This is a genomic window from Candidatus Zixiibacteriota bacterium, from assembly GCA_040753495.1.
In the GTDB taxonomy this organism is placed as follows: Bacteria; Zixibacteria; MSB-5A5; order GN15; family PGXB01; genus DYGG01.
Genome location: JBFMEF010000042.1, coordinates 1 through 20,794, shown reverse-complemented (window position 1 = coordinate 20,794; position 20,794 = coordinate 1). Strand labels below are relative to the sequence as shown.

General features: G+C 52.9%; 20 protein-coding genes. All 20 read left to right on the top strand.

From position 1 onward, the window contains the following. Positions 1-4 precede the first annotated feature (4 nt). Complete coding sequence (locus AB1690_02500) at positions 5-925, top strand: hypothetical protein (protein ID MEW6014173.1); 921 nt, start codon at positions 5-7, stop codon at positions 923-925. A 199-nt stretch (positions 926-1,124) separates the two neighbouring features. Next, positions 1,125-1,628 (top strand): hypothetical protein, encoded by a 504-nt coding sequence (locus tag AB1690_02495; protein ID MEW6014172.1) that lies wholly within the window; start codon positions 1,125-1,127, stop codon positions 1,626-1,628. After that, positions 1,625-3,073 (top strand): hypothetical protein, encoded by a 1,449-nt coding sequence (locus AB1690_02490; protein ID MEW6014171.1) that lies wholly within the window; start codon positions 1,625-1,627, stop codon positions 3,071-3,073. The genes AB1690_02495 and AB1690_02490 overlap by 4 nt, the downstream gene beginning before the upstream one ends. Before the next feature lie 2 nt (positions 3,074-3,075). Further along, positions 3,076-3,699: a class I SAM-dependent methyltransferase gene (locus AB1690_02485; GenBank protein ID MEW6014170.1), complete on the top strand. Its 624-nt coding sequence runs from the start codon at positions 3,076-3,078 to the stop codon at positions 3,697-3,699. A gap of 169 nt (positions 3,700-3,868) precedes the next feature. Further along, positions 3,869-4,192 carry a hypothetical protein gene (locus tag AB1690_02480; protein MEW6014169.1) on the top strand — a complete coding sequence of 108 codons (324 nt, stop codon included), beginning with the start codon at positions 3,869-3,871 and terminating at the stop codon, positions 4,190-4,192. An 87-nt stretch (positions 4,193-4,279) separates the two neighbouring features. After that, a complete protein-coding gene (locus AB1690_02475) occupies positions 4,280-6,133 on the top strand; it encodes a hypothetical protein (GenBank protein ID MEW6014168.1) in 1,854 nt (617 codons plus the stop codon). A 3-nt stretch (positions 6,134-6,136) separates the two neighbouring features. Next, a complete protein-coding gene (locus tag AB1690_02470; GenBank protein MEW6014167.1) occupies positions 6,137-6,610 on the top strand; it encodes a hypothetical protein in 474 nt (157 codons plus the stop codon). 20 nt (positions 6,611-6,630) lie between these two features. Further along, complete coding sequence (locus AB1690_02465) at positions 6,631-7,671, top strand: hypothetical protein (protein MEW6014166.1); 1,041 nt, start codon at positions 6,631-6,633, stop codon at positions 7,669-7,671. Between the two features lie 43 nt (positions 7,672-7,714). Beyond that, entirely contained in the window at positions 7,715-8,950 is a 1,236-nt protein-coding gene (locus AB1690_02460) for a DUF5309 family protein (protein MEW6014165.1), read from the top strand. 60 nt (positions 8,951-9,010) lie between these two features. Next, a complete protein-coding gene (locus tag AB1690_02455; protein MEW6014164.1) occupies positions 9,011-9,397 on the top strand; it encodes a hypothetical protein in 387 nt (128 codons plus the stop codon). 53 nt (positions 9,398-9,450) lie between these two features. Then, positions 9,451-10,425 (top strand): hypothetical protein, encoded by a 975-nt coding sequence (locus AB1690_02450; protein MEW6014163.1) that lies wholly within the window; start codon positions 9,451-9,453, stop codon positions 10,423-10,425. Next, complete coding sequence (locus AB1690_02445) at positions 10,418-11,131, top strand: hypothetical protein (GenBank protein ID MEW6014162.1); 714 nt, start codon at positions 10,418-10,420, stop codon at positions 11,129-11,131. Before AB1690_02450 ends, AB1690_02445 begins: the two co-directional genes overlap by 8 nt. Continuing rightward, positions 11,109-11,807 carry a hypothetical protein gene (locus AB1690_02440; GenBank protein ID MEW6014161.1) on the top strand — a complete coding sequence of 233 codons (699 nt, stop codon included), beginning with the start codon at positions 11,109-11,111 and terminating at the stop codon, positions 11,805-11,807. The genes AB1690_02445 and AB1690_02440 overlap by 23 nt, the downstream gene beginning before the upstream one ends. Next, the gene (locus AB1690_02435) at positions 11,797-14,232 is read left to right on the top strand and encodes a hypothetical protein (protein MEW6014160.1); all 2,436 of its coding nucleotides are present in this window, start codon (positions 11,797-11,799) and stop codon (positions 14,230-14,232) included. The genes AB1690_02440 and AB1690_02435 overlap by 11 nt, the downstream gene beginning before the upstream one ends. Positions 14,233-14,250: 18 nt before the next feature. Continuing rightward, positions 14,251-14,685, top strand: a complete 435-nt coding sequence (locus tag AB1690_02430) for a hypothetical protein (GenBank protein MEW6014159.1) — start codon at positions 14,251-14,253, stop codon at positions 14,683-14,685. Positions 14,686-14,709: 24 nt separating this feature from the next. Then, positions 14,710-15,444: a hypothetical protein gene (locus AB1690_02425; protein ID MEW6014158.1), complete on the top strand. Its 735-nt coding sequence runs from the start codon at positions 14,710-14,712 to the stop codon at positions 15,442-15,444. A gap of 117 nt (positions 15,445-15,561) precedes the next feature. Then, positions 15,562-19,641 (top strand): LPD38 domain-containing protein, encoded by a 4,080-nt coding sequence (locus AB1690_02420; GenBank protein ID MEW6014157.1) that lies wholly within the window; start codon positions 15,562-15,564, stop codon positions 19,639-19,641. Between the two features lie 9 nt (positions 19,642-19,650). After that, the gene (locus AB1690_02415; protein MEW6014156.1) at positions 19,651-19,950 is read left to right on the top strand and encodes a hypothetical protein; all 300 of its coding nucleotides are present in this window, start codon (positions 19,651-19,653) and stop codon (positions 19,948-19,950) included. A gap of 14 nt (positions 19,951-19,964) precedes the next feature. After that, on the top strand, positions 19,965-20,426 hold the full coding sequence (locus tag AB1690_02410; protein MEW6014155.1) for a hypothetical protein: 462 nt from the start codon (positions 19,965-19,967) through the stop codon (positions 20,424-20,426). Positions 20,427-20,438: 12 nt separating this feature from the next. After that, on the top strand, positions 20,439-20,794 hold a 356-nt coding region (locus AB1690_02405; protein ID MEW6014154.1), incomplete at its 3' end, for a hypothetical protein.

Below are 20,794 nucleotides of genomic sequence, written 5' to 3'. Positions count from 1 at the left end.
ATATATGCCGCACCTAGTGTATGAGAGTTTTTGGGAGGAAGATGAATACCGAAGTGCCGATGAATTGGTGGTGGCGCGGTTAATTATGGATAAGCGAGACATGTCTGGAGTTTGTCCTTTAAGTGAGAAAATATCGGCACAATTATGCCGAATGAGAACAGACCGGTTTCGGCGGATTGTTGACTATTTCGAGAGTATCGGAAAACTTGAGATATCGGCCGACCGAAGTCATGTTTGGTGGGTGTCTGGGATGTATTACTCCCTGGCAAAAGGGAAGTACTCTAAATCACAAATGATGAGCTGTGTAAGGCTCCTAAAAAAATGGGGATTTTCCGGCATTTTTGAGGAGTCAAAAAGGGTTAAAGAATACCGCGAGGTGTATGTTAAAAACAGGCCGAAATGGTACGGAAATGGTACACTAATGCCGAGTAAATGCCCCATTCTGCCTTCATTCTTTGTTGGTTTCGTCTTGCAAGTCTATGTCAATAAATATGGTTTAGTGATACCCTATGCCGACTATCTGAATCTGAATCTGGATTCTGATTCTGATTCAGATAAGGGAATCTCCGAATCCTTGAAGATTCGGAAGATTCCCCTTAATACAAATTCAAAACCCAAAGGAGATGACCAAAAAAGAGCAATTCCAAAAAACGAACCTACCGGTCTAACAACTTCAACTGACCAGAAAGATTCAGTAGAGTGTCAAACCCCCAAAAAACCATGGGAGGAGTTGACCGAGGTAGAGCGGAAAGAGCGAGAGCGGGCGATGTATTGGGCGATGTTCTCCCAACCCAAAAGCCCAGTAACAGTGAATTTTATAACAAAAACGATTAAAAATAATCCGCGCTGGGTTGAAGAATATAAACTCTGGCTCCAAAAAGGACCATTAACCATAGAAACACTTCAGGAACTTTACGCAAAATAATGGTCGCCAGGATCAGACAGAATGGTGTGAAATGCTATGCCTTTACCGTGGAGCTGTCTTCAGATATCTCTACTAAACTGGTGAGGCGCTCCATCGACGAAAAGCGAAGCAAGGCCTCTATCATCCGAGAAGCATTAGTCCACTATCTGTCCCGTTACGAGCGGCGAAAACAAATAAAACTACGAAGGGTTGGAAACAGTTGCGCAGAGTGACAAGACAACGGAAGGGAATTAAACAGCAAAAGAAACTGGAGCCCGCGGTTCCCAATGAGCGCGAGCTTGTGGTGCACGCCTTGCGTATGTCAGGTATGTCAAAAAGAGCTATTGCTGACGCTCTTCGATTATCGAAACGCACCATCGATTATGACTTACAAACGCTACGGACCTATCTGGAAAACAGTCCACTATACCGAAAATTATGGCGGAAAGTCCACTACGACTACCTAAAGAAGGTCGAGCAAGTGTTTGAGCGTTACCTGGCAGGACGGGGTCGAGAAGACGGCGGTGACTTGCGACTAGCGATTCGTCTTGCGGAAAATATGGGTATACTTGCGCGTCAGTCCGGCATTGAAATCAACAATCCCGCTGGCGATGTGAATTTCGTTGAGCTGCAGCAGCAACGCGTGTTGTCGCTTCGAAATGCCCTCTTGCAATTCGGCGTGAAGGTCAAAGAGATTATTCCTGGGGAGGTTAGGGAGAAGTGATTAACCGCAATTTCGACCTCAATCCAATCGAGCTTTTCGCGGCGCAGTATTTCAGTCCGCTTCTTACCGCGCCGGTCCCGAAGGCGCACCGGGAAATCTATGCCGCCCTCTATGACGACAGCCTCACCCGAATCGTCATCGAGGGCTTCCGTGGATTGGCCAAGTCCTCAATCGCCTGCCGCATTTACCCGGCTTATCTCATCTGTGAGACGCAGGTGCCAGAGGTGCAGCTTCTTTCGGCTTCAGGAGGTCCGACCGGTATCGCCACAAAGTGGATGCAGCTTATGCAGCGCGAGTTCGAAGAGAATTCCCTTCTCAAGCATGATTACCAGTTTCGCCGCGGCGACCACTGGGGGCAAGACCATCTCCAGGTTATCCGTGCCGACGGCAGCCGCTGTGACTTTTATTCGCGTGGAAAGGGCGCCTCCGTTCGAGGCAGTCGCGGCTCTGTGATAGTCGACGACCCTCAGGATATCCGGGATATGCGCAGCGAAGCGGTGCTCAAATCGGACGAAGCCTGGCTCTTTGACGATGTCCTTCCGGTCCTACTCAAAGACCAGCGTTTGATTTTTATCGGCACGGGAATGTCGCCTTTATCGCTTCTCTCGAAAATCAAGAAACTCCCCGGGTACACCTACCTTGGATTTCCCGCGGAGCATCCGGTCGGCTCTGGAAAATCGGTCTGGCCGCAACAGTTCCCTGACGAGTTCCTCGAGTTTCGCAGGAACGAAATCGGAATGGACGCCTACAATGCCGAGTATCTTCTTCGGCCGTTGGTCCCCGGCAATCCTGTCTTTCGCGAAGAGTGGTTTGCCAAATACGAGCCGGATAGCGCGGCCTACCGCGAGGTGCTCCGGAATAATCACTACATCGTTACGGCCATAGACCCGGCAGAGAGCAAGAACAGCCAGGCTGACTATACGGCGATAGTGACCGTGCTCGCTACGCACGGCAGCGACCCTGATGTCTATGTTCTGAATGCCGAGAATAACCACTGGACAACAAAGGAAGCGGTTGACCAACTATTCGTTGTCAAAGACAAATACGACCAGAACAAAACCATCGTCGAATCGCGCTGCAAAGAGCCAAACGAAGACGCCATCATCACCGAAATCAAGGATAAGGAAAAACTCTACTCAACCAGCCTAAACTTAAAACAGGTCAAGCCAATCCATGACAAGGTCATGCGGGCGCATAAGGTTCAGGGACTGGTGCAGCGGAAGAAAGTCCATTTCAATTACGCCGACCGTAAGCAATTGGAACTGATGACGCAAATGCAGATGTTCACGGGCGAAGGAACCTTCCATGACGACCTGGTGGACGCGATTGTTTACGCCCTGACCGAAGTCAAAGAGTGGGCGAAACGATTTCAATCAGGAGCCCCCAAGAAAATTCAGATGCGCTATCGCGATGATACCGGAGAACCGATAATCGAGGAGATTTAACTATGCCGCTTAACCCTGAGACCATCGAGCATCTACGCACCGAAATTGACCCGCTGGCTAAAAATATCGAGTCGTATGTCGACATACCGCAACAGACCGATTTTCTGGTCAGATACGCTTCCATGGCGAAGCACGGACTGATTGAAATCGGCGCCTGGAAGGGGAGAAGCACCGTCTATCTAGCCGACACCGCCAAGCGCCGCGGACTCCCCTTCGTCGTCGTCGACAGCTGGATGGACTGCGATATTCCGGAGTATTTCGGGATAAATGTTTTTCCGGAGTTCAAGCGGAATCTGATGACTTTCGGGCTGTTTGACCGGTTGACCATTCTGCGGAAGCGCTCCGAAAAAGCGGTGGAGGAATTCAAGCGGTCTATCCTGCCGAATAAGAATTTTGATTTTCTCTTCATCGACGGCGACCACAAATATCAGTCGGTAAAACAGGATTTTGAACTCTGGGCGCCGCTTCTGGAGCGGCCGGCGATAATCGTCTTCCATGATGTTCTTTGGGATACCGTCGGGAGATTCTTAAGCGAGGTCAAGCCGCTCGGTCAATGGGAAGAGATGGGGAATATTGGAGCTTTAGTCCTCGAGGATAATATCAACCACCAGAAACGGAAAACTTAAAACAAAAGGAGGTAACGCACAGACAGCTTAGTCAGCCCAAACCAATTTTTCGACGAGACGAGTCCCGCGTAAGGCGGGAGCCTAATTGCCTAAACGCCCCCCTGATTCCGCCTGGTCGGTAGAAGCAGGGGGCTTTTCTTGCGGCCAAGAAGAAACGAGGAAAACTCTTATGCCGATTAATTTACCATCGTTGCATCTCTGGTGGCTCTATGTCACCATCATCACCAAAACCGACCCGGTCTTATGCGGGACATGGGGAAAGCATATTCCGATAATTGCCCGTAAAGACCCGATGTTTATCCGAAATGATATTCTTCTCTCCATTGAGCGCGCTCTCCGGGCTCATGGCAAATCCGAGGAGGAAATTAAGGCAGTGAGGGAAGAGGCGGAGTCTCAAGCTCCGCTATTACCGTTTATGGACCTGAGAGATTTGCTGCGTCGAGCCCCTTCCCGTCCCCATATCAGCGCGTTCTTGACTGATTCGGACGCTTAGGTCGCCCAAAAAATGTGGAGATTTTTGAAAATATGTGGAGGACTTTTTACTTGACAGCATATTTAATTATTAGCCGAGGAAAATGCCATGCCAAAGGAAAGCAAGACACTCGGCGCTTATGTCATAGCGAAAACCGACCCGGTCAAGAAGGTTCGGGAAGCCTACCAGCTCGCCAAAGAATGCCAGCGGACGCGGCGCGATCAATGGACGGAAATCTATCTCAACTACCACGGATATCTCCGCGAGAAGTTCAAAAAACTCCGCCGTTCCAATTTCCACTACCATAAAATTTTCCCCCAGGTCGAACTGGAAGCCTCGCGGATGACAATAGGGCAATTCAGCCATAAGCCCTTCGTCTCTGTCCAGCCCTCCAATGGCACCGCCTTTGACATCGCCCAAAATCGCGAGCGGGTCCTGCAATATTACTTCGAGCACTGCCCGGCCTGGTATCTGACCAGCCAGCGGCTCTTGAAATACACCCTGCTTTACGGCTGCGGTTTCCGGATACCATCCTGGAAGCGAATAAAACGCAAAACCGAAAAAGTCATCGACCTCGAGATTTATGGCTATCGATACAAAGAAAAAATCATGGTCGAAGAGACGGTCTATGACGGTCTCTGGTTTGAAGTACTGAGTCCGACCGAAGTCTTTCCCCATCCCCATGGACTGACCCTGGAGGAGAAGCCCTGGGTAATCATCGAGCAGTTTCTGCCGGCGCAGCATCTTTTGGAGATGGCTCAGTCCGGCGCCTTCGACCTCAGCAAGGTCAAGCAGATTCCCCTGAATATGTCCGGCCAGAATGAAATCCAGTATTACATGCGACAGTCCCAGATGGGCTATGAGCAACCCAAACCGGATGAAGGAATTATCCGCCTGCAGCATTTTATCGCCGACGACCACTTCATCACCCTGGCCAATGACGAGACTATTATTCGCGATGTTGATAATTTTTACTACCACAAGACGAAGCCGATCGTCCAGGGTATCAAAACGCTCGACCCCGACAGCTTCTATCCGATTGCGATGGCCAAGATGATCCTGCCGGCCCAGAAATTCGGCAACCTTCTCCTCGACATGGCCGGTGATAATGCCATCATGAACAACTGGCCGATTTGGAAGCACAAGGCGAATGTCGACCCCAACTGGCTGATATCGGTTCCCAATCAGCGCATTCCGGTGGAAGAAATGGACGATGTCGATATCGTCCGGATGCCCGAGATGAAACAGGACATCCTCCAACTGAACGCTCTTATCGCTTCCAGCATCGAGGAAACGACCGGATATTTCGGACCGCAAAAAGGGTTTTCTCCCCGCGTGCATTCCGCGACTTCCGATACCATATTCGCCTCCCAGGGCGACCAGCGGATTCAGTATGATGGGATGACTTACGAAAAATGCACCCTCCTTCCTGAAGCAAAAATCTGCGCTTCCCTAGTGGAACAGTTCATGCCGGAGCAGATGCAGGTTTACATGGACGGAAGCGCCCAGGGAGGGCAGTATCAGTGGATTTCGAAAGAAGAAATCTGCGGTGAATTTCTCTATCGCGTATCGGGCATCAGCGAATCGATTCGCCGCGCCGCCCGCCGCGCCGACTTGGTGGAGCTGGTAAGGCTCGGCTCACAGACGCAGCAGTATGTCCGCCTGGTCACCGGCGAGGTAATTCCGGCGCCGCTCCAGAATAACCGCTATGCGCTGAAAACTCTTTATCAGAGCTTTGACCGCGAGGATGCCGAACGATTCATGATTCCAGCCGAAGTCTTCGGTATACCCCTCGACACCGGACAGAACGATGTTCTAACCCAGGTGGCGAGCATTCTCAACACGGGAGGAGCAGAGCGACTTCTGGGTCGACAAGCGAATCCCGAGTTGGGCAATTTGCCGGAAGCCTCGCGTCTATCGGAACGCGCCCCGACACAACCTTATCAATTATTGGGAGCCTAAGTGATGCCGGAAGAATTGATGCCCAAGTATGTTCTCGCCAATTATGACGCCCAATATTTCGCGGAGCTTCTCGCTTATGGCGACGCCCAGATTCTACCCGAGGAGGCGTTCCTTCCCGACGACACTGCCGAGGATTTTAAACGCAAACTGGCTCTCCAGCATCGGAAGAAGGTTCTTCAGCTCTCACGCGCCCGGGCTATTGCCGAGGGTATCAAACAGCCCTGGTTCCGGCTTCTCGAGGGGGGGCTACTTGCCCGTATCCGGCGAATTGAATCGGTCGAAATCTGGGAGGCGAAGAGAAAAGGAGAAGGCACTACCGAGGCGGCGCTCACGATGGAGCATGAAGGAATTATCCGCTTCTTCAACTCTTACGCGCAGATTAATCGGACGGTCGCGGAGATTGAAAGAAGTCTTGAAGAATTGAAAAACAAGGCCGACAGACCAGACGACCTGGATGTCGAGGCCAAGTTAACATAAAACCATAAGGACGGTAACAGATGGCAGGTGAAAATTCAACTACCGGCCCCGAGGGTGCAAAGGCGACCTCAGGCGAGCCGACTCCTGAGCAGATAGAGGCAGGCCAGAAGGCTGATGCTCTGGCTGCTTATGGAATCGCGTCTACTGAGCCCGGAGCATCCGGAGGCGACCCGGAAAAGAAAGAGCCTGAACAGAAAAAGTCCGAGGCGAAACCTGAAGGCGACCCGAGCAAGCAGCCGCCGACCGGCCAGACCGGCCCCGAGGGCAAGCCGACCACTCCACCCGAGAAGAAACTACTGGCGGGGAAGTACGAGACCCCGGAAGCGCTCGAATTGGGACATACGGAGCTGCAGGCGCAGTATTCGAAGATTCTCAACGAGAAGAAAACGCGCGAGGCGGAGCTCCTCAAGGAATTAGAGGAGGCCAAAAAAGCCAAGGAATCGGCTACTCCGCCCGCCAAATCCGGCGAAGGCGGAGACAAGCCATCGCCAGCGCCCCCCTCTTCCGTCAGGGAAATCGCCAAAACCAATCCCAAACTGGCGAAGATTCTTACCACCCTCTCAGAGTCTCTCGGCGAGAGTGAGGCTAACGCATTGTCCGATTTTCTGGACACTGCACTGGAACATGAACGCAGCCGGTATGCCGCACTCGAAGCGAAATTGTCCGAGCATGACAAAGTTGTATCTCAGGTTGCCGCCGGCGAGCAGGAGCGGATGTTTCGGGAGGTCGAGATGGAATTCTCCGATGCCCATCCCGAGTATAAAGACCCTGACATCAAGGCTGAATGCGACAAAATCCTCAAGGAAATAGCAGAGAACGGAAATAACCCCAAATATCTGCTGGAGCTTCAGCTTTACGCCGCTAAGGGGCGGCTCCTGCCGCAGCTGGTCGACAAGCTTCTCAGCAAGCGCGTCAAAGAACTGAGCAAGGCGGAAGTCGATAAGATGCTCGCCTCGGGTTTAATTGTTTCGGGCGGCGCCGGTCCCAGCTCCGGAGGGGGAGCAGAGAATGACGACGCCAGAACGGTCGGGCTTAAAGCCTACGGATTGGAGCCGAAGTAAAAAGAGTCTCTGTCTTCGCCGCGGGGCAAGGAGATAGAGAGAAGTGCCCAGTTATATAACCGGAAGACAGAGCACCGGGACGGTTCTTCAGGCCGAACGGAAAATTGACACTCCTCCGGAAGTCTTCTGGCTGCAGAAAGACCTGACGCCGCTTGTGCATATCAGCGGCGGCGGCGGACTGGAAGTCGGGTCAAAATCCGACGGAAAGCTGCCCGCGAAGAAAAAGGTATGCGTCAATCCGGAATTCAAAGTCCTGGAGAAAGAGCCGCGCGGACGCTGGACGGCGGTCAACTACTCCACCGGCTACACCGCCGGCGCGACAACCATCATCTGCGATTCGGTCGCCCATATCCAGGTTGGCGACATCGTCAAAAATGTCGTCAAGGAAGAGGTTGTCTACGTCACGGCGCGTGACACCGGGGCTAACACCATCACCGTAGTGCGCGGATTCGGCGCTACGGCGGCGGCTGCCTGGGCCGACAACGAGCCGCTTCTGCGACTGGCGACGCAGTCGGAGGAGAACCAGGCACCCCCGACCATCCACAAGGTCCAGAATCGTCTTCGGACGAATTATTGCGGTATATTCCGCGATACTCTGGGTCTTTCCCGCACCGCTCAGAACTCGGAATATTACGGCGGGAAAAAGAAAGAGGAGCTCCGCCAGGAGTCCCTCATCGAGCTGAAGAAGAATATCGAGTATGCTTTTCTCTGGTCGGAGCCGTATGAGGACCTGACCGGTCCGGTCAACGGCGCCCCTATCCGGACCACCGGCGGTCTCTGGTATTGGGGCATCAACGGCGGGGGGAATGTCACCACCGCCACTACCACATTCACCAAGTCGGGCTGGCTGAGTTTTGTCCGGTCCTGTTTCCAGTATGGCGATGCTATGGTGCGGGTAGCCCTTTGCTCTCCGCTCGTCATCGAGATGCTGGACTACTGGAAAGACGGCAAGCTGCAGATGAAGCCAAGCGAATATCTCTATGGCATCAAGGTCGCCGAGTGGGAGACCGGTAACGGCACCCTGCTTATCGTCCGCGATACCATCCTGCAGAATTCGCCCTACGGCACAACCACGGCCGGCTACGGAGGCGTTGCCATCGTCTTCGACCCCGACCTGGTCCAGTATCGTTATCTGCAGAACTCTGATGTCGCTCTCTACGAGAATGTCGTCAGAGATGGTACCGACGGCTTCACCGACGAGCATATCGCCGAAGTCGGGCTGGGCGTCATCAATCCGGAGAATATCTCGATTCTCAAGGGTGTGACGACCTACGCTTAAGTCTAAAAGAGGGGGCTTGAGGCGACCGACCTCGAGCCCTCTGAAAAAAAGGAAACTGTAATGCCGAACAAAAAGTCCACTAAGGCTGTGAAGGACGAGGCGACCGACCTCGAGCCCTCTGAAAAAAAGGAAACTGCCGGCGTCGTGGAAGCGCCAGATTCTAAAATGAAATTTCCAGTCTTCCTATACTGCCGAATCGCTAATGCAACCTATCAGTTCACCGGAAAGCGGTATCCGGACGGAACCTGGCCGCCGGTGAAACTAATTCGAACGAGCGCTCCGCATGAGATTGAAATCACCAACGAGGAAGACCTTCACCTCATGATGGGGCATGCTCTCTACGGCCTGGAATTCTGGCTGGTAGACACCTCCGTCAACAAGACGACAACCAAGTATCTCGAGGGGCGGCAGACGGCCGGATCCCTGAAATCCGAAGGTCAGGAATAGGAGCGCCTCAGGTGGGAAAACTGGTCTCCCTCCATCCGCGGCGGCGGCCAATAGTGAAAATCTGCATCCCTTACTATGACTCCCTGCCGCAGCAGATGATTGAGTTTCGAGATGTGCTGCTTAACGGCGGCATTCCTGGCTATCAGATTATGGTCGACACCCAGGAAGGGGCTTTGATTCATTTCCTCCGGAACGAATTTGTCACCGACACCCCGCAGTTGCAGTGGGATTTCCTTTTCTTCCTCGATGATGACATGGGATTTCAAAAGGAAGAATTCCGGAGCAATACGGTGGTCGATTTCGAAGGGAAGAAGCTGGCGCTGCCTTATATGCTGGAATTGATGAAGCGGATTTTAGACCATAATCTGAATATCTGCGGCGGACTCTATTGTCAGCGCGGCGCGCCCTACCTTCCGCAGGTTTTTAAGCTGGCGATTCCGGACCGTCAGGAAGGTCCCTGGATAAACATCCTCAACCCTCCCGACGAAGGAGTTCTGGAAGTTGACGCCATCGGTACCGGATTTCTCTGTATCAAGCGACAGGTTTTTGACGCCTTTTCGGCGGAGCACGAGCGGAGGCTGATAATCAAAAGGAATTACGAGAATTTCTTAAAAGACAATCCCGAGGTCTTACGGGGGCTGTCCGAAGAATTGAAGAAATATCTCGAGATTGCCAAACCGCAGATAAATCCTCCCTTCTGGTTCGACCATGTGTATGACCCGACGCGCGGCACATGGGGGGATGTCGGCGAAGATATCTATTTTTGCCGCGAGGCTCAAAAATTGGGCTTCAAAATCTACTGCGACTTCTCGGTTCAGCTCGGGCATATGACCCTCAGCTATCGAACGCCGGCGCAGTATAAATATGCCTTCATGAAAGACCAGCTGATGCAGCATAAGGCCTGGTGCGACAAGAATAATTTTACCTCTCCCGTGCTTGATTTTGCCTCTGATTTGCGCGAAGACGAGGATGAGGTTGCAGAGGAAGCGGAGTCCACTGTGGCAGACAAGGAGACCGTCAATGGCTAATATCAACAAGGTGGTGGTGATGATTCAGGGCAAAGTGATGAATTTCAACGCCGATTATCGCGCCGCCATTGAAGCGACTATCGAGTCGGCCTGGTCAGAGATGGGAGACCGCCATGAATGGTGGTTCCTACGGGCCGGAGCGCCACATAGTTTTAGCGTTCCAGCCAATACCGGAGTAGTGACGCTCGGCCGGGACGATATCGGCAGAATCATCAAGATTGCCGATAGCGCCCGCAAGAAGAAAATCAACTTCGTCGGCGAGGATGGCTATGATGCCAGCCTGAATCCGGCCGATGTCAGTGGCAGCGAGCTTTACAACACGGGAGTTCCGGAGGTGGCGATGCTCTATGGCCTGGCCGATAATGGGCGCAAGCAGCTCGCCTTCAGCCCCAGCCCAACAGAAAGCACAACTTACTACCTGCATTACTGTCTTAAGCCGACGCTGGGCAATCTCAATCGTTTACCCGAAAGCCATGTTCCGACACTGGTGCATAAAGTTCTTTCGATACTGGCGCCACCCGTCGAGAAGAGGGGGGCCGACGGGTATGTCTGGTGGAAGGCGGTCACTAAGGATGAGGATACTCTTTATGAACAGGGTTTGCGCCGCCTGATAGCGCAGGCGCGTCCGGTAACGCCGCCCATTCCGACCGTCACAATTGACCCATATCTCGAAGGGAGGCTTCTTGAAATCGACGAACTTCCGTAAACGGCGGATAGCGGTTATTCTGCTTTTGGGTTTTCTGGCGCTCTGGTCTATCAATATTCTGGAGAGCGCCACCCTGGCCGACATCTACCGTTCCGTCAGAGGGAGAAGCCTTTATTTCGACAGCCGCCGGATAACCGATTCTCTTATCCGTCAGTTCACCAACGAAGAAGCGGAGAATATCGCCATCCTCGGCTCGGCTCTCGAGCGAGAAACAACCATTGTCCTGACCGGCGCCGCCTATGAGTATACCCTGCCGAGCGATTTCTATCTGGGGGAAGCGGTGATTTTAAATCCCAATCCGGCCCCTGGCAGCAACGAGACCCCCCGTCCCTCGGCCTTGAAATACTCCCCGCTCCGCGACTATGGACGCAATCCCGCTTTCGAGTCGGGACGCCCCACGCAGTGGAGCGTATTCAACGATAAAATCCGCTTCGACCGGGTTAGCCAAACGGAACTGGATACGGCGACGCTATTCTATTTCGCCCATCATGAAATTTTGACCGACACCACCGACACGCTTGATTTGCCCCAGCAGTTTGAGCCGCTCCTGATTGACCGCGTAGTTCTAAAATGCTATAGCCGGATAAATTTCAGCCCGCCCGACAAAGAGGAACTTCTCCAGAATATCCTTTTCATCGAGCAGAAACTCCTTGGGAGGCCGGTCGATGAGAGGTAAGCGAGCTTTCCAAATAACCCCAGTCACCTGGGCCTTATTCGCTTTAGTCCTCCTTTTAACGGAAGTGGCTCCTGAGGTTGTTACCGCCCAGGAGCCATATTCAATCTACAACTTCTCCGGAGGGATGAACTCGGTCGATAATATATTCTCCGTTCCGCCAGAGCAGGCGCAGATAGTCCGCAACTGGAATCTCGACCGATACCCCGGGAGCCTCTATCCAAGACCGGGATTTCACGCCCTGACCAGCGCCCTGCCGAATCATAATGAAATTTCGGCGATTTTTTCACATCGCTTCTCCAATGGGCAGGGGTATCTTTTTGAGGTTTTGAGAATCAACACCGGCTATTATGCCGACCTGAAGGTCAGCGAGCCATTCTCTTACGATTGTACCGACTCGCTTTATTCTTATCTCTATCCCACTACCGGCATCTGGACGGTTTGGAATGATGATATTCTATTTTGCAACGGCAGAAATCGCCCGCTAATTATCTCCGGCGCTCCCTCGACCATGACGGCCGATTACGTCACCCCGTTAGCCCCGGGACAGGCTGAAGTGATTACGCTTAAACAGTCCGGCAATCTCAACGGCGTCTATCGCTACGCTTTTGTAGCCGAAGTGCCCTGCTCAACCAATTACGCTTTTTCGAAGTGGTGTGGTCCCTTGTCGGCGCCAGTGCGGGCGCTCAACGAGAGAATACTCATTCAGAATCTCTATCCGCAAATTGCCGACTCTGTCTGTGTCGCCCCGGGGGCGCTTGATTTCCTGCTGGTTCGAACTCGCGGTGACCATAACAATTTTGACACCGATTCACTTTTTGTAATAGATACCTTCAGCGTAACCAACAACTGGACAAACGCTCAGCTCTGGAACCACGGTGACAATCTGAGTGATGCCACCCTGAACAATACCTACTTCTGGAAAACCATCCGGGAAGCCCAGCCTCCATCGGGATTAAATATCCAGTACCTCCTAAACCAGGAATATCCGCCGCTGAAGAACTGCTACTATTCTCTGGGCGCGCCCACTTTCTTAGATGGAGACGGCGGGTCAACGGCCGACACCGTTTCCGGCTATTCCAGCAACTGGTGGGTTCAGTATGCGGTTTATTTGCTGGACACGCTGACGGGCAGAACGAGCGATACTTCTCGGGCTCTGACTTACTATAACACCGAAATTGAGCGTTTTCAGACGAAAATCGGGCTGCCGCCCTGCCAGAGCCGATATGTCAGGGTCGTCATAAAGCGGCTAATTGATATCGTCAATGATGCCCCTTACTATCACGGCTGGTATGTGTTGGACACTATCACCAGCAATGCCGCCACCGATTACACCGATACCGAGCACTGGCGCGACCTGGAAGCCAATCATGACCTCTTTGAGCGCAATGTGCTCGATGTAGTTCTAAGCGGGGTGGTGGTTCATGAAGGTCGCCTCTGGGGCTGGGACGACCAGAAGATCTATATCTCCCAGTCCGGCACGCCTTACGAATGGTATCAGTTCGACTACCTCGATGTCGATCTCGATGACGGCGACCAGAATGTTCGCCTGGTCTCTTACGAGGGGTATCTGATTCTTTATCGGCACAATTCCATCTTGATAATCTATACCCAGGATGGGAATGTCTATAATCGCAGTAAGAAGGAATCGGGCGTCGGACAGATTGCCCGCCAGGGGTTCGTCAATTATAACGGCGCCAATATTTTTCTGGACCGGAAAGGAATCTCCCTGGAGACGGGGAATATCTACCGCGACCAGTCACTCTCGCGCCGTTATATTTCCGACAACATCCGCAATTATATCGTTAGAAGCCCTGACAGCATGACGGCGGCGGCGATGCGGATTTTCGATGATATTTTGCTTTTCTCTTATCCCAATACCGACACCACCTGGGCTCATTTTTTCAAGACCAATGGCTGGTCTTTCTGGACCTACCTGGATTTCCATGACGCGGTTATGTATGATACCCTCAATCGGGTTAACCTGGCGCCCTTTCGGGATTTCTGCTTTGTGAGCCCGGGATCAGACCTTCTCTATAAACTCGACTACAACGATTCCCTCGATGAGGGGGGGTATCGGATTTATCCTCTTTACGAGAAACGGGGGATTGCCCGCAGCCTGGAGCCGGTGAATTTTGAGGCGGCCTACTTGCGCTCTGATTGGCTGTCTAATATCGATGACACGGCCGCCGGTGACCCTCTGGTTAGAGTCAGGGTCTATAACGAAGACGGTCAGAAACTGGACACGCTTACTTTCGATTCTCTCTCTTACGCTCACGCCAAAAGATATGTCGACCAGAGCACCCTCCATACCGCGCACTGGTTTAATCTGCAGATAGAGCCGATTATGAACGCCGTGGATAAGAACATAACCAAAGTGAAGATAGACGGGATTGACTGTATCGTCAAACCGGTCGGAATAGACTAAAAAAGGGAGGTAGAACAAATGGCTTTCGGAATTGATGAATTTCTGGCAATCGGCTCTGTCCTGGGAAGCACCGCCAGTGGTCTGGTCGGCGGCGGCGGAAAACTAAGCAAGCCGGAACGGGATATCCTCAACCGGCGCCTGGGAGTCGGTGAGCAGTCCTACTGGAAGCTTCCGGAATTGGAAGAGCAGTTGACCGCCGATATCGACCAGAATGAACTGAACAAAATGTCGCGGATGCTGCAGCTGGCCAATGCGCCGGCGCTGAAGAAATTTTTGCAGACGGCCGGAGCGCGATTTGGAAATCGCTCAGGACTGACGCAGCAGGCTCTGACCAACGCGACTATCCAATCGCTTTATATGCCCCTGGCCGAGTTTTATCAGAACCTCTATAACCGCCGGCAGCAAAACCTGGGTGATGTCTACTCCACCCGCGCCGCCCTGGCCCGGGTATAGGGCGAGAAGGAGAGCGAGGGGAGCATGGGAATAGCCAGAGCGGACTTGAGTGAGGCGCTGCGCCGACTGAGCCAGGGATTGATGGATATCTACGCCCTACGGGAGAGGAAACGGCTGAGACGCGAGGAGATGGATAGGGAGAATCGTCAGTTTGACTGGCAGCAGAAGAAATTTTATCTCGGTCAGGAAGAAGAAGAGCGTCAGCGTCGGGAAGCGGCCGCTGAAAGAGATACTCGCCTTGACATCCAACAGCGAAACGAAGCCTGGAACAGGGAATTAGAATTGCGCCGGCTCGGGCTTTCGGAGAAGCGTTTCGCGGCGGAGCAGGAAGAGAAGAAGAGGCCTCCCGTATATGCTCCCAGCGACTTGGAAAAGCGATATCAGTTCTACCTGAAACAGGGCAAGACAAAAGAAGAGGCTTTACAATTGGCCCGCAACGAAAAACCTGAGGAAGAAAAGCCCAGCCTGGCCGAATGGGTAAGGCTCTGGAATGCTATGGATAGCCAGGAGAAGGCACAGTACGGTAACGACCCGGGGGTTTTTAAGCAGGCAATGCTGCGAGATATGAATAGAAAGATGGTCATCGGTGGGGTTCTGGCCGAGGAAGCGCCCGGATGGACAAATCAGGCGACCTGGAACGGCTACGTCTCGAAAGAGGCGGCGATGAAAGACCTCGACGAGGACCTTCGCAAGGGACTCATAAGCAGCGCGGACTATGATGATTGGAAACGACAAATAGAGGGAGTTTTTGGGAAGTAGATGGGTGAGCGTCCCTGGTTAAAAAATAAAATTCCGGCAATTGCGTCCGATACGGCGGTGGAGATTTCTGAGCAGCATCAGAGACCCTGGTTGAAGCGCCAAGCGGCAGTTGCGCCTATGCCTGAAGAGCCGGCGGCTGCCGGCGGCTTTTCCAATTGGCTCTATTCACCCACCGAATATCCGAAAGGGTTCCCTGTCACGCATCCGGAAACGCTTATCAAGGGAGCGGAGGCAACGCTTAAGGGCATAATTCGCGCTCCGGAATTTCTCCAGCCGGTCGTCGAAGCCCAGCTGAAGGGACCGCTTGCCACAGCCGAGGCGGCTGGCGAGACCGCCTATGGACTGGCTCGATATCCTTTCGACGCCGCCAGGAGGCTGATAAACGCCTTTGGGGCTGGAATAGAAGAGCCTCCGCATATCGGACAGGAAAGACAACCGGCGCCGACCTCTAAAGAGATTCTCGATATGTATGCTCAAAATCCGGTTCTACTGGCCTTCGATTTGGCCAGTGTTTTTGGTTCTGGAAGCGCAACAATGAAGGCCGGCGCCAATCCGCGACTCACTATGTCGAAGTCTCAATATCGGGCTAACTTGCCGGAGTTTGAAAGAACCGTAGCCGAAGTGAGAGAACAAGGTGAATCCGCTAAAGCTCCAGGCTTAGAGCAAGTCCCGAAGCCGAAAGAACCGAAGATGGAAATCCCAGTAACCCAAGATGTCACTCTCAGGCAAATAAAAGAATCTCCCACCGCCTCACTTATGGATGAACTTCTTGAAATGCAGAGGTTCTCAAAAGAGCCGTTGACAGCCGAGCAGATTGCCGGGATGTCGCGTCAGGAACTGGAATATCGCGTTTCCGGTGGTAGAATTAAACCGGGGAAAGAAACTGCCCCTTCCGCTGTGGCGGATAAGGCCGCCGCTGAACCCACCATAAAAAAGGTGCCGGCGGCGACCTATCGTGAAGTTGCGCCGGAAGAAGTTTTGCCGCCCGGGGCCCAGGTCAAAATGGACTTGGCTACTGGCAAAAATTATGTGAGGGTTGAAGCAGAACGAGCGTCACCCCAAGAAACGGCAAAAATGCCTGAGAAGATTGTCATCGGCGGGTCAATGCCGGGGCTGAAAGAGGCGGTCGAGGGGAAGAAGGCGACCAAACCTCCTGAGGCCGGAGGAAAATTAACGGGCGAAGGACTCGAGGCTTTCAAGGGCCCCGCTCAGATAGCTAAAGAGACAATGCCGAAAGAAGGGGAACCGGTCGGAGTGCAACATATCAGGGAGTTTTTCAGCCGGTCATTGCGAGTTCCTATTTTTACCGGATTTAAAGGGAAGCGGGAACGAATTCTGAAAGCCACCGGAGCCTACAATAAGAGAGCCGAAACCATCGCGATGAAAGACTGGGGGGATGTGGCGGCGCTAACTCATGAGGTGGCTCACCATATCGACAAAGGGTATAAATTTTCTGACCTTCCCGGGTACAAAGAGGAACTCGGCAAGCTCGATTATGAGCCGACAAAGTCTCGACCGAATGAAGGATTTGCCGAGTATGTCCGGCATTATCTAACAGAATCGGCTAAACCGGAAATTATGGCGCCGAAATTCACAGAATCGTTCACTCAATTCCTGGCGCAGCATCCAGAGCTTAAAGAGACTCTCGAAAGCGGCAAGGGGATTATCAGTAGATGGAGAAACGAGGGTTCGGAAGCTCGGGTTATCGCTCATATCGATTGGAAGGGGCGCGGCATCGCCCAGACCGCCAAGGAGAAAGTGCTCTCAGGAATAGCCCGGGTACGTACCTTATTCGAAGACGATTGGCTGCCGGTAGAAACTCTTGAAAAAAAGGCCACCGGTGAAGGCAATATCACCGAGGCCGCCAAAGAGGGTAGAATCCTTCCGGCCGACAGCCCCACGTTGCAATATCGAGCCAATAAAATGGCAGCCGACCGCAAAGCGATGGATATGGTCACGGAAGGAACCTTCGACATGGCCGGTAATAAAACCGGCCCTTCACTGCGAGAAGCATTGGCTCCGATATCGAATCAAAAGAAACAGTTTGCCCTCTACGGGACGGCACGGCGCGCTCTCGAGCTTCATAAGAGGGGAATCAACCCGGGAATAGACCTGGCTGACGCCACTTTCATCCGAGACAAATATGAGTCTCGGCTATTCCGGAAGGCATTCGAAGATTATCAGGCTTTTAATGACCGCGTCTGGGATTATGTGGTAGAATCGGGCGCCATCGAAAGGCAGGCCGTCGATGCCATGAAGGCGCTCAATAATGAATATTTCCCCTTCTATCGCGTCATGGATTCCAGGGCCGACCTGGCATCGCTTTCGACCTCGACTCGCTGGGCCAATTTGCCCTCGCCCGTCAAGAAAATTCGAGGCAGCGGTCGTCAGATTATAAATCCTTATCATTCCATGGTCAAGAATGTGTCATTCCTTATCGGCCTGGCGGACAAAGCCCGAGTCGGTCGCGCCCTGGCTAAACTGGCCGATAGCCATGAAGGCCTCGGAGCATTCATAAGAGAAGTCGAGTTGCCAAAAGCTACTACCAAATTTAATCTCGAGCAGCTGGAGGGGCAGCTGAAAGAAGCCGGAGTTGATGTCAGCCGGGCATCGCTTGACCAGATAGTAACCGTCTATACCAATGCCGCCACGCGCGCCATCAATCGCGACAATATCATTACCTTGGTTGTAGACGGAAAGAAGAAGGCTTATCAGGTTCATGCCGATATCTATAAGACGCTGATGTCCATGGACCGGATGCATCAGCCATTCTTCATTAAATATTTCTTCGCTCCAGTGGCCCGGGCGGTCAGATTGGGGGCGACCGGGCTACGTCCGGGATTCAGCCTTATCACCAATCCTCTGCGTGACATACAAGGGGCTTGGCTGCAGTCGGAATTCATTCGGCCTGACCGGTTCCCCGATGCTATGGCGAAAGCGACTATCGACCGCTTCAATCCCAGTAGCGAGACGAAGGAGTTATATGCGCGTTCCGGAGTCGATATGGCCCACTTCATCGGCGCCGACCGGAAAAGTCTTGAGAAGGCGGCCCGCCAGGTGCTTGCCTCCGATGCCAAGAAAAAGACGATGAATGTCGTCTCTCATCCGATTGAGGCTCTCAAAGAAGTCTTGAGCGTCACTGAATCGATTCCCCGTTTGGCGGAATTCGAGGCCGCTTACAAAAAGGGAGAGCAGCTCTACGGGAAGAAATCCGAAAGCGCGCAAATACTCGCCTCAGCGGCAGCTCGCGATGTGACGGTCAATTTTACCAGGATGGGAGCCTATGGGTCGGTAATCAATCAGATAATTCCCTTCTGGAACGCGAATGTTCAGGGACTCGCGAAATTCATCAGATTCGCTCGGGAACATCCGATAAAGGCATCTACGAAAGCGGTCGCTTCGCTGACGATTCCGACGGCCATTCTCTGGAACATCCATAAAGATGAGCAGTGGTACAAGGAGCTCCCCGCCTGGGAGAAATATTCCTTCTGGCATTTCAACCTGGGGAAAAATCCAGACGGTTCCGACAAGATTCTGCGGCTGCCCAAACCTTTTGAGTGGACGGTTGCTTATGCCGGGGGTCCCGAATTAGCCCTTAATTATTTCTATTCAAAAGACCCGGAAGCGCTCAAGGAGGGAATGAGGGCGATAGTCGACCAGATTACCCCCGGGCAGACCTTTGAGATTAACGGCGTTCCGTTCCCGGCGCCGGTGGATTTGCCTCCCTCAATCAAAGTGCCCATAGAGCTCTGGGCTAATTACGATTTCTTCCGTGACCGGCCTATCGACCCATACTGGGAAGCGAAAAGCAAAGACCCTAAAGATAGATTCAGTCCCTACACGACCGAGACGGCCAAATTTATAGGGAAGACCTTTGGCTTGTCACCCCGGAAAATCGACCATCTGCTTCAGGGAATGACGGGAGGGCTGGCCAGCGGGATAGTGAGAACAGTTGAGACCGGCGTCAAGGCCGCTGCGAGTGGGGAGATTCCCGAAATCGCGCATCCGGCGAATATCCCTGTGGTCGGCAGGCTATTTACTCGAACAGAGACTCCGGAAGCTCGCGAGAAGCGGATACAGTTTGAGCAGAAAGAGTTGATTCAGCGTCTCGCCCGACTGAGAGAAAAAGGGAAAGACGCGGAAGCAGATAAACTGATAGAAGAGTGGAATAACCGTTATCCGGACTTTAGATATTAGGAGAGCAGCATGGAATTCAACCTCGAGTTCGTTGTGGTGGTCGTCACCCAGACCATTCTGGTGGTCGGTTTCTTCTGGAAACAACGCGAAAAAATTATCCGCGAGATAAGCGCCACCAAAGAGACTTTAAGCGCGCAGATAGGCTCTTTGAAAGGGGATATTATCAGCGTCCGGAAAGACACCGCCAACATTGAGAAGGAACTGGAGGAACATAAGGTCGAAAGCTGGCGGGAGAAGGAGCGGCTTAGCGGCGAAATTACCCGCATCTACGATAAGATTGACAAAGTCAGGAACGGAACCAAAGGATAAAAAAGGAGGACACGATGAAGCAGTTACAGGGAATGTTGATAAGCCTATTAGCCATACTGGCTCTCGGAGCGATATGCGCCGCGGCTCCTACCGGAGTCTGGCTGCACTGGACGGCTGTCCCCGACGATGCCAACGAATCAGCCTCGGGACCGGCCAGCTATTATGTCCTGAAAGTTTTCGAAGATTCGCTTTCGGCGGCTGACAGTGTTTCCTTTTGGAGCTGCAATCCGCTTTCCTGCGTGATTGTGCCGGCTACACCGACACCTTCTAATCCGGGACAAATTGACAGCGCCTATGCCGCTTTTTCTTTAATGCCCGGAAAGCCTTATGTTTTCTATGCGATTGTCGCCTGCGATACGACCGGGACTTTCGGAGCCGAACTACGGGGGCCGGTTTCTAATGTGAAAAGAGTTAACTTGCCCGATATGACCCGTCCGGCGCGGATTGTCAATCTTGAAGTGCTTCGTTACGAATAGAGGCATATAGATATGAAGCAGTATCAAAATCGGTTCCTCGCGCTGGCCGTCTGGTATCTGGCTGTCGCCCTGCTGGCGGTCATTCTGCTTCTCATTGGCTCGGAAATAGCCCAGGGGCAGGAACGAGAGACCTGGCTGGCGACGGCGCTGAGTAATGATGCCGCGGCCGATGCCAGAATAATAGCGCGCAACCTGCGGCTGGAAGCGGGCGATACCCTGGGGGATTCCAAGATGCCGGGGGTGATGATTTCGGCCTGGGACAAGGAATGTTTCCTCAAGATGGGGCTGCGCACCGGAATAATCTCGACCCTGCAGCGCCCCGCGCCGATTCTGGTCAACGGATATCCCGGCGTCAGGATTGTCCAGGA